Raw genomic sequence first — 13,869 nt, forward strand, 5'->3', positions numbered from 1 at the left:
GGCCGCGTTGCGCCGTGCGATGAGGGTCCGCCGAGCGGTGACGCTCGTCGTCGCCGCCGTGGCGGCGGGAGCGGTCCTGGCGGCCTGCGGTGCCCCGGGCGGCCTCGACGGCGATCTCACCGACGACTGGGCGGCCCTGCCGCCGGCCGGGCCGTTCACCCCCGCGGCGGGCGTGTGCCAGGTCGCCGACTTCACCGACACGGTCTCCCTGGCGGCGTACGCGCCGGTGGACTGCGCGGTGCCGCACCGGGTGGAGACGGTGCACGTGGGCGTGTTGCCGGGGGAACGGGCCACCGCGCCGGCCACCGGCTCGACCGAGCTGCGGGGCGCGTTCGCCGAGTGCGACACCCGGGCCGCCGGGTACGTGGGCGACGACTGGCGGGCCGGCCGGCTGCGACTGGCGGTGGCGCTGCCGACCGCGCCGGGTTGGGCGGCCGGGGCGCGCTGGTTCCGGTGCGACCTGAGCGAGCTGAACACCGTCGAGGCGGCGGCCACCGTGGTCACCCGCACGGGCAGCCTGCGGGACGCGTTGAAGGGGCCCTCCCCGCTGCGGCTGGGCTGCCAGCGGGCCAAGAGCGGTCGGGGCGCCGGGGTGCAGGTGCTGGTCCCGGTGGAGTGCCCAGCGGTGCACGAGGCGGAGTTCGTGGGCGCCTGGAAGGCCCCTGACCGGCCGTACCCGACCAAGGATGTCGACTGGCTGCCGTTGTACGCCGGCTGCCGCAGCGTGCTGGCCCGGTACGTCGGGGTGCCGGACGACACGAGGCTGCGTTTCCGCAGCGGGGTGGTGGTGCGTCCGCCCGGTCCGGGCCGGTGGCGGGTCGGTGACCGGGGGGTCCGCTGCTACCTGTGGCTGAGCGACCGGACGGTGACGGCCTCGTTGAAGGGCGGCGGTCCGGCCGCCCTTCCGGTGCGGACGAAGTAGCGGACGGGGTAGCCGAAACCACTCGTCCCGCCCCCCGCCCCCCGTCGCGAGGATCGTTCGGGTTGACTGTGGTCATGGAACTACGTCCGACCGTCGACCTGCCGGCCCTGCCCAGCCTGCTGGCTGCTCCCGCGCCCGGCTGGGTGGAGACCACCGACGTGATCGTGGTCGGCTCCGGGGTGGCCGGGCTCACCGCCGCGCTGCACCTGCGCGAGGCGGGCCTGCACGTCACCGTGGTCACCAAGGTCAACATCGACGACGGTTCGACCCGCTGGGCGCAGGGCGGGATCGCCGCCGTACTCGACCCGGCGGACTCGCCCGCCGCGCACGCCCGGGACACCGAGATCGCCGGGGTCGGACTCTGCGACCCGGCGGCGGTCCGGCTGCTGGTGGAGGAGGGGCCGCTGCGGCTGCGGGAGCTGATGCGCATCGGCGCGGAGTTCGACCGCAACCCGGACGGTTCGCTGATGCTCACCCGGGAGGGCGGGCACCGGGCCGACCGGATCGTACACGCCGGCGGTGACGCGACCGGGGCGGAGGTGCAGCGGGCCCTGCACGCGGCGGTCCGCCGCGACCCGTGGATCAGGCTGGTCGAGAACGCGCTGGTGCTGGACCTGCTGCGTGCCCCCGGCGACGGCCCGGACTCGCCCGGCCCGGCCTGCGGGATCACCCTGCACGTGCTCGGCGAGGGCAGCGAGGACGGCGTGGGCGCCCTGCTCGCCCGCGCGGTGGTGCTGGCCACCGGCGGGATGGGGCAGGTCTTCTCGGCCACCACCAACCCGGCGGTGTCCACCGGGGACGGCGTGGCGTTGGCGCTGCGGGCCGGCGCGGCGGTAACCGACGTCGAGTTCGTGCAGTTCCACCCGACCGCGTTGATCGTGCCCGAGCAGGCGAGGGTGCCCGGGGCCGGCCTGGCCCAGCAGCCGCTGGTCTCCGAGGCGCTGCGGGGCGAGGGTGCGCACCTGGTCGACGCGGACGGCAAGCGGTTCATGCTCGGCCAGCACGAGCTGGCCGAACTGGCCCCCCGCGACGTGGTGGCCAAGGGCATCCACCGGGTGCTGCTGGCCACCGGCGCCGACCACGTCCATCTCGACGCCCGGCACCTCGGCGGGGACTTCCTCGCCGGGCGGTTCCCGACCATCGTCGCGTCCTGCCTGGCCATCGGGGTCGACCCGGCGACGGATCTGATCCCGGTCGCCCCGGCCGCCCACTACGCGTCCGGCGGCGTCCGCACCGACCTGCGCGGCCGGACCTCCATCCCCGGCCTGTACGCCTGCGGCGAGGTCGCCTGCACGGGCGTGCACGGCGCGAACCGGCTGGCCAGCAACTCGCTGCTGGAGGGGCTGGTGTTCTCCCGCCGGATCGCCGAGGACATCGCCACCGGGCTGCCCGAGCAGGCGCAGCCGGCGTCGACCGGCGCGTGGGTGGGCGGCGGGGGCGGGGTGCTGTCCGCCGAGGGCGTGCCGGCGCTGCAACGGTCGATGACCCGGGGTGCCGGGGTGCTGCGGTCGGCGGCCAGCCTCGCCGGGACCGCCGCCACCCTGACCGGGCTGGCCGCGGACGCCGGCCGGGCGGGCACCGCCGGTTGGGAGGCGACGAACCTGGTCACCGTGGCGACGACCCTGGTGGCCGCCGCGTACGCCCGGCAGGAGACCCGCGGCTGCCACTGGCGGGAGGACTTCCCGACGGCCGACGAGCGGTGGCGCGGCCACCTGGTCGCGGCGATCGACGCCCGGGGCGGGCTGACCGAACGCTGGGAGGCGCTGCCCTGACCACGGGCGGCGAAGGAGCGGTGGCGCGAGCCCCGCAGTGGCGAACGGAGGGGGCAGGGTGAGCCCGAGGAGTGAGCCGGGTTTGCGAGCCCCGCAGTGGCGAACGAGAGGAACACAGTGCGGGAATCGACGCGGCAGGCGCTAACCGTCGGTGGGCTGGACCCGGAGCGGGTGCGGCGGGTGATCGTCGACGCGCTCACCGAGGACCTGGGGGCGGATTTTCGCGACGTCACCAGCGTCGCCACCATCGCGGCCGGGCAGACCGACACCGCCGACCTGGTGGCCCGCGAGGACGGGGTGGTGGCCGGGCTGGCGGTGGCCGCCGCGGTCTTCGAGCTGGTCGGGGAGGTGACCGCTGCGGAGCGTACCGTCGAGGTGGTCGTGGTGGCCCACGACGGCGCGCGGGTGGCCCGGGGTGACGTGCTGGCGACGGTGACCGGGCCGACCCGGCTGCTGCTCACCGCCGAGCGCACCGCGCTGAACCTGCTCTCCCGGATGTCCGGGGTGGCCACCCACACCCGGGCCTGGGCGGACGCGCTGGCCGGCACCAAGGCGACCGTGCTGGACACCCGCAAGACCACGCCCGGCCTGCGGATGCTGGAGAAGTACGCGGTCCGTGCCGGTGGCGGCACCAACAAGCGGATGGGCCTGTACGACGTCGCCATGATCAAGGACAACCACAAGCTGGCCGCCGGCGGTGTGGGGGCGGCCTTCCGGCGGGTCCGGCAGACCTTCCCCGAGGTGCCGGTGCAGGTGGAGGTGGACACCCCGGCCGAGGCGGTGGAGGCGGTCGAGGCCGGTGCCGACTTCCTGCTGCTGGACAACATGTCCCCGGCGACCCTGCGCGAGGTGGTCGCGGCGGTCGGCGACCGGGCGGAGCTGGAGGCGACCGGCGGGCTGACCCTGGAGGTGGCCGCCGAGTACGGGGCGACCGGGGTGGACTACCTCTCGGTGGGCGCGCTGACGCACTCGTCGCCGATCCTGGACATCGCGCTGGACCTGCGCGAGCGGTGAACCGGCCGGCCGGCCCGGGCGGCCGGGTGCCGGCCCACTCCTCGCGCCCGGCGGCCCGGCCGGCGTCTAGGCTGCGTGCGTGCTGCTCTGCATCGACATCGGAAACACCAACACCGTGCTGGCGACCTTCGACGGCGACCGCCTGGTGCACTCGTGGCGGATCAAGACCGACGCCCGTTCGACAGCGGACGAGCTGGGGCTGATGTTCCGGGGGCTGCTGGCCGGTGACGCCGTGGAGATCACCGGGATGGCCGCCTGCTCGACGGTGCCGGCGGCGCTGCGCTCGCTGCGGACCATGCTGGCCCGCTACTACGCCGACCTGCCGAGCGTGGTCGTCGAGCCGGGGGTACGCACCGGCGTGCAGTTGGCCATCGACAACCCGAAGGAGGTCGGCGCGGACCGGGTGGTCAACACGCTGGCCGCATACACCCTCTACGGCGGTCCGTCGATCGTGGTGGACTTCGGCACCACCACCAACTTCGACGTGATCAGCGGCCGGGGGGAGTTCCTCGGCGGGGCGTTCGCCCCCGGCATCGAGATCTCCTTCGACGCGCTCGCCGCCCGCGCCGCCCAGCTGCGCAAGGTGGAGGCGAACAAGCCCCGCTCGGTGATCGGCAAGAACACCGTGGAGTGCCTCCAGTCCGGCCTCTACTTCGGCTTCGCCGGGCAGGTCGACCGGATCGTCGAGCGGATGACCGAGGAGCTGGGCGAGGTCCGGGCGGTGATCGCCACCGGTGGGCTGGCCTCGGTGGTGATCGGCGAGTGCCGGACCATCACCCACCACGAGCCGATGATCACCCTGATCGGCCTGCGCATGGTCTACGAGCGCAACACCTGATCACGGGGGGCGGGTTATCCCGTAACGGCCGCCCGGGGGCTTGAGTACGCTCATGGGCTGACCCCGCCGAAACTCCCTTAGCCGAGGAAGCGTGCCGTGACCGAGCAGAACGCCGTGCCAGTGGACCCCGCCGACGACCTTCCCGAGCAGATGAAGGTCCGCCGGGAGAAGCGGGACCGGATGCTCGCCGAGGGCGTCGAGCCGTACCCCGTCGGTTTTCCCCGGACCAGCACCCTGGCCGAGGTGCGTGAGCGGTACGCCGAACTGCCCACCGACACCGCGACCGGGGACCGGGCCTCGGTCACCGGCCGGGTGATCTTCGTACGGAACACCGGCAAGCTCTGTTTCGCAACCCTGCGCGACGGCGACGGCACCGAGTTGCAGGCGATGCTCTCCCTGGACCGGGTCGGTGCGGAGCGGCTGGAGGACTGGAAGCGCCTGGTCGACCTGGGTGACCACGTCGGTGTCACCGGCGAGGTGATCACCAGCCGGCGCGGTGAGCTGTCGGTGCTCGCCGACGAGTGGGCGGTGACCGCCAAGGCGTTGCGTCCGCTGCCGGTGGCGCACAAGCCGCTGAGCGAGGAGGCCCGGGTCCGCCAGCGTTACGTGGACCTGATCGTCCGCCCGCAGGCCCGCCAGATGGTCCGGACCCGGGCCGCGGCGGTGCGCAGCCTGCGCGACTCGTTGCACGGTCAGGGATTCATCGAGGTCGAGACGCCGATGCTCCAGTTGCTGCACGGCGGCGCGGCGGCCCGCCCATTCGTGACCCACAGCAATGCACTCGGTACGGATCTGTATCTGCGAATCGCGCCGGAACTGTTTCTCAAGCGCGCCGTGGTCGGCGGGGTCGACCGGGTGTTCGAGATCAACCGCAACTTCCGCAATGAGGGAGTCGACTCGTCGCACTCGCCGGAGTTCGCGATGCTGGAGACCTACCAGGCGTACGGCGACTACGACACGATGGCCGAGTTGACCCGTAATCTCGTGCAGCAGGCGGCGGTGGCGGTCAGCGGCTCGACGACGGTGACCCACGCCGACGGGCGCGAGTTCGACCTGGGCGGGCAGTGGCGCTCGGTGACCCTCTTCGGGGTGCTTTCCGAGGCCCTCGGCGAGGAGGTCACGGTCCGCACCGACCGGGCCCGCCTGGTGGAGTACGCCGACAAGGTGGGGCTGGCGGTCGACCCGAAGTGGGGTCCGGGCAAGCTGGCCGAGGAGCTGTTCGAGGAACTGGTGGTGCCGAGCCTCCAGTCGCCGACCTTCGTGCGGGATTACCCGGAGGAGACCAGCCCGCTGACCCGGGCCCACCGCAGCGAGCCGGGCCTGGCCGAGAAGTGGGACCTCTACGTGCTCGGCTTCGAGCTGGGCACCGCGTACTCGGAGCTGGTCGACCCGGTTGTGCAGCGGGAACGCCTGGTCGCGCAGGCGCAGCTGGCCGCCCGGGGCGACGACGAGGCCATGCGGCTGGACGAGGACTTTCTCCGGGCCATGGAGTACGGAATGCCGCCGGCCGGGGGTATGGGAATGGGAATCGACCGGCTCTTGATGGCGCTGACCGGCCTGGGAATTCGGGAAACCATCCTCTTCCCGTTGGTCCGTGCCGAGTAGCCCCGCAGGGGGACCTTTGCCGGGTCGTTACGGCGACCTATTGACGTGGCAAGCATCGGGCGGGTTATCGTGCTCCTATTGCAGGAGCACCCTGCTCGAAAGGAATGTGGGACGTGGCCAAGCAGATCATTCACAAGCTGGTCGATGACCTGGACGGCGGGGACGCGGACGAGACCGTCAAGTTCGCCCTCGACGGCGTTCAGTACGAGATCGACCTGTCGAACTCCAACGCCGACAAATTGCGGGATGTTTTCGCGCCGTACGTGGCCGCCGGTACCCGGGTCGGTCGCGGCGGTGTGGTCGTGGGTGGCCGGGCCGCCCGGGGCCGGGGCGGGGCGACCGCCGACCGCGAGCAGAACAAGGCGATCCGTTCCTGGGCCAAGAAGAACGGCAAGGACATCTCCGACCGGGGCCGCATCCCGCAGGAGATCGTCGACGAGTACCACGCGACCCGCTGAGCGTCAGCGGCGAACCGACGCCGGGCCGGAGCACCCCTCCGGGCCGGCGTCGCCGTCTGGGGGGTCGGCGGCATCGCCCGGCCGGAGGGAAGCTCTCCGGCTCCGGGGGCGTTGTCCACAGCCGGTGGAGAGTTCGTCCACAGCCTGTGGATGACCCACGGGGCCCGGGGAGGGTGCTCTGCACCCCGGGCGAATTTCGCTCTGCGCGTACAGGCTGGGGTGTCGGAACACCTCCTGAGCGCGGATGGTTGGTCAAAACGACGTCGGAACGGCCCGGTACGAGGAGACACGACCTCAGCGGAGTCGGTCAGCGGCGATAGAGTAAGGAGGCACGGACGCCCGTCCCGGACGTCCGAGCACCGGCCCCGCCAAGATCTCGCAGTCGAGGCGCACGGCACGTGAGGAGCACGAGGGCATGTTCGAGCGGTTCACCGACCGAGCGCGACGGGTTGTCGTCCTGGCCCAAGAAGAGGCCCGGATGCTCAACCACAACTACATCGGTACGGAGCACATCCTGCTGGGCCTGATCCACGAGGGTGAGGGTGTGGCGGCCAAGGCCCTGGAGAGCCTCGGCATCTCCCTGGAGGGCGTCCGTCAGCAGGTCGAGGAGATCATCGGCCAGGGCCAGCAGGCGCCGAGCGGGCACATCCCGTTCACGCCCCGGGCCAAGAAGGTGCTGGAGCTGTCCCTGCGCGAGGCGCTGCAGCTCGGCCACAACTACATCGGCACCGAGCACATCCTGCTCGGGCTGATCCGCGAGGGCGAGGGCGTCGCCGCCCAGGTGCTGGTGAAGCTGGGTGCCGACCTCAACCGGGTCCGCCAGCAGGTGATCCAGCTCCTCTCCGGCTACCAGGGCAAGGAGCCGGCCGCCGCCGGCACCGCACCGGGTGAGGCCGCGCCGTCGACCAGCCTCGTGCTGGACCAGTTCGGTCGCAACCTGACCCAGGCTGCCCGCGAGGGCAAGCTGGACCCGGTGATCGGGCGCGAGAAGGAGATCGAGCGGGTCATGCAGGTGCTGTCCCGCCGCACCAAGAACAACCCGGTCCTGATCGGTGAGCCCGGCGTCGGCAAGACCGCCGTGGTGGAGGGCCTGTCCCAGAAGATCATCAAGGGCGAGGTGCCCGAGACGCTGAAGGACAAGCAGCTCTACACCCTCGACCTCGGTGCCCTGGTCGCCGGCTCCCGCTACCGGGGTGACTTCGAGGAGCGCCTCAAGAAGGTGCTCAAGGAGATCCGTACCCGGGGCGACATCATCCTGTTCATCGACGAGATCCACACGCTGGTCGGTGCGGGTGCCGCCGAGGGCGCGATCGACGCGGCGAGCATCCTCAAGCCCATGCTGGCCCGGGGCGAGTTGCAGACCATCGGGGCGACCACCCTCGACGAATACCGCAAGTACGTGGAGAAGGACGCCGCGTTGGAGCGTCGTTTCCAGCCGATCCAGGTGGGTGAGCCGTCGCTGGCCCACACCATCGAGATCCTCAAGGGCCTGCGGGACCGCTACGAGGCGCACCACCGGGTGAGCATCACCGACGCCGCCCTCGTGGCTGCCGCGACGCTTGCCGACCGGTACATCTCCGACCGGTTCCTGCCGGACAAGGCGATCGACCTGATCGACGAGGCCGGGGCCCGGATGCGTATCCGTCGGATGACCGCGCCGCCGGACCTGCGCGACTTCGACGAGCGGATCGCCCAGGTGCGCCGTGACAAGGAGTCCGCGATCGACGCGCAGGACTTCGAGCGGGCCGCCCAGCTGCGTGACAAGGAGAAGCAGCTCCTCGGTCAGAAGGCGCAGCGGGAGAAGGAGTGGAAGGCCGGCGACCTGGACGTCGTCAGCGAGGTCGACGACGAGCAGATCGCCGAGGTGCTCGGCAACTGGACCGGTATCCCCGTCTACAAGCTGACCGAGGAGGAGACCTCCCGGCTGCTGCGGATGGAGGACGAGCTGCACAAGCGCGTCATCGGCCAGGAGGACGCGGTCAAGGCGGTGTCGAAGGCGATCCGGCGTACCCGGGCCGGTCTGAAGGACCCGAAGCGGCCATCCGGCTCGTTCATCTTCGCCGGCCCGTCCGGTGTCGGTAAGACCGAGCTGTCCAAGGCGTTGGCCGAGTTCCTGTTCGGCAGTGAGGACGCGCTGATCCAGCTGGACATGTCCGAGTTCCACGACCGCTACACGGTGTCCCGCCTGGTCGGTGCACCTCCCGGTTACGTCGGTTACGACGAGGGCGGGCAGCTGACCGAGAAGGTGCGTCGTCGCCCGTTCTCGGTGGTGCTCTTCGACGAGATCGAGAAGGCCCACCCGGACGTGTTCAACACGCTGCTCCAGATCCTGGAGGACGGCAGGTTGACCGATGGTCAGGGTCGGATCGTGGACTTCAAGAACACGGTCATCATCCTGACCACGAACCTGGGCACCCGGGACGTCGCCAAGGCGGTGTCGCTGGGCTTCCAGCAGTCGGAGGACTCCGAGTCCACCTACGAGCGGATGAAGCAGAAGGTCAACGACGAGCTGAAGCAGCACTTCCGGCCGGAGTTCCTCAACCGGATCGACGACACCATCGTCTTCCACCAGCTGCGGCAGAACGAGATCCTCTCGATCGTGGACATCATGATCCAGCGGATCGAGAGCCAGCTCCGCAACAAGGACATGGGGCTGGAGCTGACCGACAACGCCAAGAAGTACCTGGCCAAGAAGGGCTTCGACCCGGTACTCGGCGCGCGTCCCCTGCGTCGCACGATCCAACGCGACATCGAGGACAACCTCTCCGAGCGGATCCTGTTCAACGAGCTGACCCCCGGTCAGATCGTGGTGGTGGACTGCGAGGGCGATCCGGAGGACATCGACAAGTCGAAGCTGGTCTTCCGCGGCTCCGACCGTCCGGCCGCGGTGCCGGACGCTGTTCCGGCCGACCTGGGTGGCGCCGCCACCACGGGCGAGTAGGCCCCGACGGGTCGGTAGGGACACCGAGCACGAGGGCGGCGGCCCGGTGGCGTGAGCCACCGGGCCGCCGCCCTGTCTGTCGAGCCGGTCCGGTCGGACCGGCCGGATGCGGTCCCGGTCAGCCGGGAAGCGGCTGGGCGGCGGGTCCGTCCCCGACGAGCCGGAAGTGCTCCTCGCCGACCGGCTCCACCATGCCGTCCTTGACCAGCGCGGCAAGCGCACGGGCCCGCTGGACGTCGTCGTGCCACACCTGGTCGAGCCGCTGATGCGGCACCGGGCCGGTGGCGTCGCGGAGCACGCCGAGCAGCAGCCCACGTACCTGACGGTCGGTGCCGGCGTACCGCTGGATCTTGCGGGTCGGCCCGGTGGGTGCCACCTGGCCGGAGGCGCGCCAGGCGCAGATCGACTCGACCGGACAACTCGTGCAGCGCGGCGAGCGGGCGGTGCAGACGATCGCCCCGAGTTCCATGAAGGCGGCGCTGGCCAGCGCGGCGGCGGCCGGTTCCACCGGCAGCAGCTCCGCACAGGCGACCAGGTCGGCCGGGGTGGTGGCCGGGCCCGCATCCGGTGCACCGGCGACGGCCCGGGAGACGACCCGCCGGACGTTCGTGTCGACCACCGGGTGCCGCTGGCCGTAGGCGAACGCGGCGACCGCCCGCGCCGTGTACGTCCCGATGCCGGGCAGCGCCAGCAACTGGTCCAGTTGGTCGGGCACCCGGCCGCCGTGCCGTTCCACGATCGCCACCGCGCACTCGCGCAGCCGTACCGCGCGACGGGGATAGCCGAGCCGACCCCACATCCGGATCGCCTCGGCCGGGGTGTCGGCGGCGAGGGCGGCGGGATCGGGCCAGCGGGCGAGCCAGGCGTGCCAGGCGGGCAGGACGCGTACCACCGGGGTCTGCTGGAGCATGACCTCGCTGACCAGGATCGGCCAGGCCCCGATGCCGGGCACCCGCCAGGGCAGGTCGCGGGCGTTCTGCTCGTACCACCGGCTGACCAGGGTGGTGAAGGTGGGTTCAGTCATCGCGCCGACGATGATGTCACGCGATGCCTTCCCGCTGGTTGGGCGGGCCGGGCGGGGCGTCACCGGGCCGCCGGGCGGATCGGGCAGAATGCCCGGATGAGCGAGCTCGCGATCACCGTCATCGGTCGGGACCGGCCCGGCATCGTGGCCGACGTCGCCGAGGTGCTCGCCGGGCTCGGCGCGAACCTCACCGACTCCACGATGACCCGTCTGCGCGGTCACTTCGCCATGACCCTGATCTGTGTCGGCCCCGCCGCCGCCGAGGTCGAGGCCGCCCTGACCCCGCTGGCCGCCGACGGGCAACTTCTGGCCACCGTACGCGCGGTCACCCCGGACGGTACGGCGACGCCGGCGGGTGAGCCGTACGTGCTGGCGGTGCACGGCGCGGACCGGATGGGCATCGTGGCCGCGATGACCCGGGTGATCGCCGAGGCGGGTGGCAACGTGACGGATCTGAGCACCCGCCTGGCCGGCACGCTCTACGTGGTGGTGGCCGAGGTGGACCTGCCCACGGGCCGTGCCGACGAACTGGCCGGCCGACTCTCCCGCACGGCCGCCGACCTGGGGGTCGGGGTCTCCCTGCGCCCCGCCGACCCGGACCTCCTGTGAGCGCGAGGAGCGAGCGGGGTGTGCGAGCCCCGCAGTCGCGAACCGAGGTCAACCTGTGAGCGGGCTCGGTGGCTGGACCCCGGCGGACCTGGGCCTGCCGGGCGAGGTCCGTCGGGTGGTGTGCGCCCCCGAGCCGGTGCTGAGCCGGCCGGGGCCGGAGGTGGATCCGACCGCCGAGGAGACCGTCCGGCTCGCCGCCGACCTGGTGGCCACCATGCGGGTGTCCCCGGGCTGCGTGGGGTTGGCGGCACCGCAGGTCGGCGTGGAGGCGCAGGTGTTCGCGGTAGACGTGACCGGGCATCCCAAGGCGGTGACGGTGCACGGCACCTTCGTGCTCTGCAACGCCCGGGTGGTGGAGGCGAGCCGGTGGAAGCCGGGTCGGGAGGGCTGCATGTCGGTGCCCGATCTCACCGGCGACGTGAAGCGGGCCAGCCGGTTGGTGGTCGAGGGGGCGCTGCCCGGCAGCGGCACGGCGGTCCGGCTGGTCACCGACGGGTTCGAGGCACGTGCCCTGCAACACGAGATCGACCACTGCGCCGGGTTGCTCTTCCTCGACCGGGTGGCCGGCGCGCACGCGGTCTACCAACGCAAGGTCTACCTGTGACCCGGCCGGTCACCACGACGGCGACGCGGATTGCCGGCGGAGCGGGCCGGTCGACTGTCGTCAGTGGAACGTCGTTCGCCGCCCGCTGGCTGATGCCCGGCGAGTCGTGGCCGGTCCTCGTGCGCCGCGCCGCTACGGTGGGGGCATCATGCGTCTGACGGTCGGTCCCCTGCCTTCCGCCGTGTACTGGCGGCGTCGCGCCGTCGTACTCGGAGCGGGGCTTCTGCTCCTGGTTGTTCTGCTCTACTCGTGTGCCCGATCGGGGGACACCGGCACCACACCCGGTGCCGGGGCCTCGTCGTCGGCCCCGGCGCCGGGGGCGACGAACCCGACGACCGCCTCGCCACCCGCCGGTTCCGCGTCGCCGTCGGGCGGGTCCGAGGTGGGCGCTCCGCCGGCCGGACCGACCGCCGATCCCGACACGAGCAGCGCCCCGCCCGCCGATCCGCCGGCCAATCCGGTCCGGGTCGACGACGGCACCTGCGCCGACAGCGAGATCGTGGTTACCCCGGTGGCGCTCCCCGCCGAGGTGCGTCGGGGTGCGCCGGTCGACCTCAGCCTGAAGGTCAGGAACAAGTCGCAGCGGACCTGCAACCGGGACGTCGGCGCGGACGCCCAGGAGCTGTTCATCAAGTCCGGGGCGGACAAGGTCTGGTCGTCGGACACCTGCGGCACCGGCCGGGGCTCCGACGTGCAGTCGTTCACCCCCGGCTTCGAACGCTCCTACCAGCTCACCTGGAACGGCATGGACGCCAGCCGGTGCAACCAGGGGGTGGCTGCGGGCCCGAACCCGCCGGCCGGCAACTACCAGGTCTTCGCCCGGGTGGGCACCAAGCTGAGTGAGCCGGTCAAGCTGGTCGTCACCGGCTGACCGGACCCGGTCAGACGTACCGTTCCAGGATGGACGCCTCGGCCAGCCGGGACAGCCCCTCGCGGACGCCCCGGGCCCGCGCGTCACCGACGCCCTCGACGGCCTGGAGGTCCTCCACGGTCGCGCCGAGCAGCCGTTGGAGGCTGCCGAAGTGCAGCACCAGCCGGTCGACGATGGCCACCGGCAGCCGGGGAACCTTGGCCAGCAGCCGGAACCCGCGCGGGCTGACCGCCGCGTCGAGCGCGTCGGAGGCCGCCGGGTAGCCGATCGCCTTGGCGACCGCGACCAGGTCGATCAGCTCGGTCGCGCCGAGCAGGTCCAACTCGACCAGGGCCTCGTCGAGGGTGCGCGACTTGCGGCCGGCGGGCAGGTAGTCCCGGATGACCAGGGTACGGTCGGCGTCGACCCCGGCCATCAGCTCGTCGAGTTGCAGGGCGAGCAGGCGGCCGTCGGTGCCCAGCTCGACCACGTACCCGGCGATCTCGTCGGCGATCCGACGGACCATCTCCAACCGCTGCACCACGGCGACCGCGTCGCGGACGGTGACCAGATCCTCGATCTCCAGCGCGGACAGGGTGCCGGAGACCTCGTCGAGGCGGAGCTTGTACCGCTCCAGGGTGGCCAGGGCCTGGTTGGCCCGGGAGAGGATCGCCGCCGAGTCGTCGAGCACGTGCCGCTGCCCGTTGACGTAGAGGCTGATGATCCGCATCGACTGGCTGACCGAGATGACCGGGTAGCCGGTCTGCCGGGCCACCCGCTCGGCGGTGCGGTGCCGGGTGCCGGATTCCTCCGTCGGAATGGACGGGTCGGGCATCAGGTGCACCCCGGCCTGCACGATCCGGGTGCCGTCGCTGGAGAGCACCACCGCGCCGTCCATCTTGCACAGCTCACGGACCCGGGTGGCGGAGAACTCGACGTCCATCGGGAAGCCGCCGGTGCAGATCCCGTCGACTACCTTGTCGTAGCCGAGGACGATCAGTGCGCCCGTCCGACCACGCAGGATGCGTTCGAGCCCGTCACGCAACGCGGTGCCGGGTGCCATCAGGGCGAGGTTGGCCCGTAGCGGATCACCGGCGCTGCCGGTGGCCCCGGCCACGCTCACGCTGATCGGACGGGTGGGCGAGCCCACGGCGGCGGCGCGGGTGTGGGGCGTCGCGCCGGCAGGCTTGGCGGCGTCGCGGTCGGTCGGCACGCGCACAGTCTACGGACTG

At 72.1% G+C, this 13,869-nt stretch carries 12 protein-coding genes; 10 read left to right on the plus strand and 2 right to left on the minus strand.

The window, feature by feature from the left end:
• Nucleotides 1-19: 19 nt before the first annotated feature.
• The 7 genes from ACN260_RS00945 to ACN260_RS00975 all read left to right on the plus strand — a co-directional run bounded on the left by ACN260_RS00945 (nucleotide 20) and on the right by ACN260_RS00975 (nucleotide 9,550).
• Entirely contained in the window at nucleotides 20-922 is a 903-nt protein-coding gene (locus ACN260_RS00945; protein WP_421484461.1) for a septum formation family protein, read from the plus strand.
• Between the two features lie 74 nt (nucleotides 923-996).
• A complete protein-coding gene (locus ACN260_RS00950) occupies nucleotides 997-2,694 on the plus strand; it encodes an L-aspartate oxidase (RefSeq protein WP_422754323.1) in 1,698 nt (565 codons plus the stop codon).
• A gap of 117 nt (nucleotides 2,695-2,811) precedes the next feature.
• Nucleotides 2,812-3,708 (plus strand): carboxylating nicotinate-nucleotide diphosphorylase, encoded by an 897-nt coding sequence (gene nadC, locus ACN260_RS00955; RefSeq protein WP_422754324.1) that lies wholly within the window; start codon nucleotides 2,812-2,814, stop codon nucleotides 3,706-3,708.
• 79 nt (nucleotides 3,709-3,787) lie between these two features.
• Nucleotides 3,788-4,546 carry a type III pantothenate kinase gene (locus ACN260_RS00960; protein ID WP_422754325.1) on the plus strand — a complete coding sequence of 253 codons (759 nt, stop codon included), beginning with the start codon at nucleotides 3,788-3,790 and terminating at the stop codon, nucleotides 4,544-4,546.
• Nucleotides 4,547-4,642: 96 nt separating this feature from the next.
• Nucleotides 4,643-6,151, plus strand: coding sequence for a lysine--tRNA ligase (lysS, locus tag ACN260_RS00965; protein WP_422754326.1), 1,509 nt, complete (start codon nucleotides 4,643-4,645; stop codon nucleotides 6,149-6,151).
• Nucleotides 6,152-6,264: 113 nt separating this feature from the next.
• A complete protein-coding gene (locus ACN260_RS00970) occupies nucleotides 6,265-6,609 on the plus strand; it encodes a histone-like nucleoid-structuring protein Lsr2 (RefSeq protein ID WP_168222573.1) in 345 nt (114 codons plus the stop codon).
• 415 nt (nucleotides 6,610-7,024) lie between these two features.
• On the plus strand, nucleotides 7,025-9,550 hold the full coding sequence (locus ACN260_RS00975) for an ATP-dependent Clp protease ATP-binding subunit (RefSeq protein WP_422754327.1): 2,526 nt from the start codon (nucleotides 7,025-7,027) through the stop codon (nucleotides 9,548-9,550).
• 118 nt (nucleotides 9,551-9,668) lie between these two features.
• Here the strand turns inward: ACN260_RS00975 and ACN260_RS00980 are convergent, their stop codons facing one another.
• Nucleotides 9,669-10,574, minus strand: a complete 906-nt coding sequence (locus ACN260_RS00980) for an A/G-specific adenine glycosylase (protein ID WP_422754328.1) — start codon at nucleotides 10,572-10,574, stop codon at nucleotides 9,669-9,671.
• A gap of 96 nt (nucleotides 10,575-10,670) precedes the next feature.
• Between ACN260_RS00980 and ACN260_RS00985 the strand changes: the two genes are divergently transcribed.
• The 3 genes from ACN260_RS00985 to ACN260_RS00995 all read left to right on the plus strand — a co-directional run bounded on the left by ACN260_RS00985 (nucleotide 10,671) and on the right by ACN260_RS00995 (nucleotide 12,658).
• Nucleotides 10,671-11,183, plus strand: coding sequence for a glycine cleavage system protein R (locus tag ACN260_RS00985; protein ID WP_422754329.1), 513 nt, complete (start codon nucleotides 10,671-10,673; stop codon nucleotides 11,181-11,183).
• Nucleotides 11,184-11,238: 55 nt separating this feature from the next.
• A complete protein-coding gene (locus ACN260_RS00990) occupies nucleotides 11,239-11,787 on the plus strand; it encodes a peptide deformylase (RefSeq protein WP_422754330.1) in 549 nt (182 codons plus the stop codon).
• Nucleotides 11,788-11,935: 148 nt separating this feature from the next.
• Nucleotides 11,936-12,658: a hypothetical protein gene (locus tag ACN260_RS00995; RefSeq protein ID WP_422754331.1), complete on the plus strand. Its 723-nt coding sequence runs from the start codon at nucleotides 11,936-11,938 to the stop codon at nucleotides 12,656-12,658.
• 10 nt (nucleotides 12,659-12,668) lie between these two features.
• Here ACN260_RS00995 and disA read toward each other — a convergent pair whose 3' ends face one another.
• Nucleotides 12,669-13,850: a DNA integrity scanning diadenylate cyclase DisA gene (gene disA / locus ACN260_RS01000; protein WP_088643288.1), complete on the minus strand. Its 1,182-nt coding sequence runs from the start codon at nucleotides 13,848-13,850 to the stop codon at nucleotides 12,669-12,671.
• Nucleotides 13,851-13,869: the final 19 nt, after the last annotated feature.

Origin of the sequence: Micromonospora sp. WMMD708, from assembly GCF_049315245.1 — a bacterium.
Taxonomy (GTDB): domain Bacteria; phylum Actinomycetota; class Actinomycetes; order Mycobacteriales; family Micromonosporaceae; genus Micromonospora; species Micromonospora wenchangensis.

Bases quoted from the DNA above. Each gene is read 5' to 3' on its own strand.
- ACN260_RS00950 (WP_422754323.1), top strand. From the start codon at position 997: ATGGAACTACGTCCGACCGTCGACCTGCCGGCCCTGCCCAGCCTGCTG.
- ACN260_RS00995 (WP_422754331.1), top strand. From the start codon at position 11,936: ATGCGTCTGACGGTCGGTCCCCTGCCTTCCGCCGTGTACTGGCGGCGT.
- ACN260_RS00985 (WP_422754329.1), top strand. From the start codon at position 10,671: ATGAGCGAGCTCGCGATCACCGTCATCGGTCGGGACCGGCCCGGCATC.
- ACN260_RS00945 (WP_421484461.1), top strand. From the start codon at position 20: ATGAGGGTCCGCCGAGCGGTGACGCTCGTCGTCGCCGCCGTGGCGGCG.
- ACN260_RS00975 (WP_422754327.1), top strand. From the start codon at position 7,025: ATGTTCGAGCGGTTCACCGACCGAGCGCGACGGGTTGTCGTCCTGGCC.
- ACN260_RS00980 (WP_422754328.1), bottom strand. From the start codon at position 10,574: ATGACTGAACCCACCTTCACCACCCTGGTCAGCCGGTGGTACGAGCAG.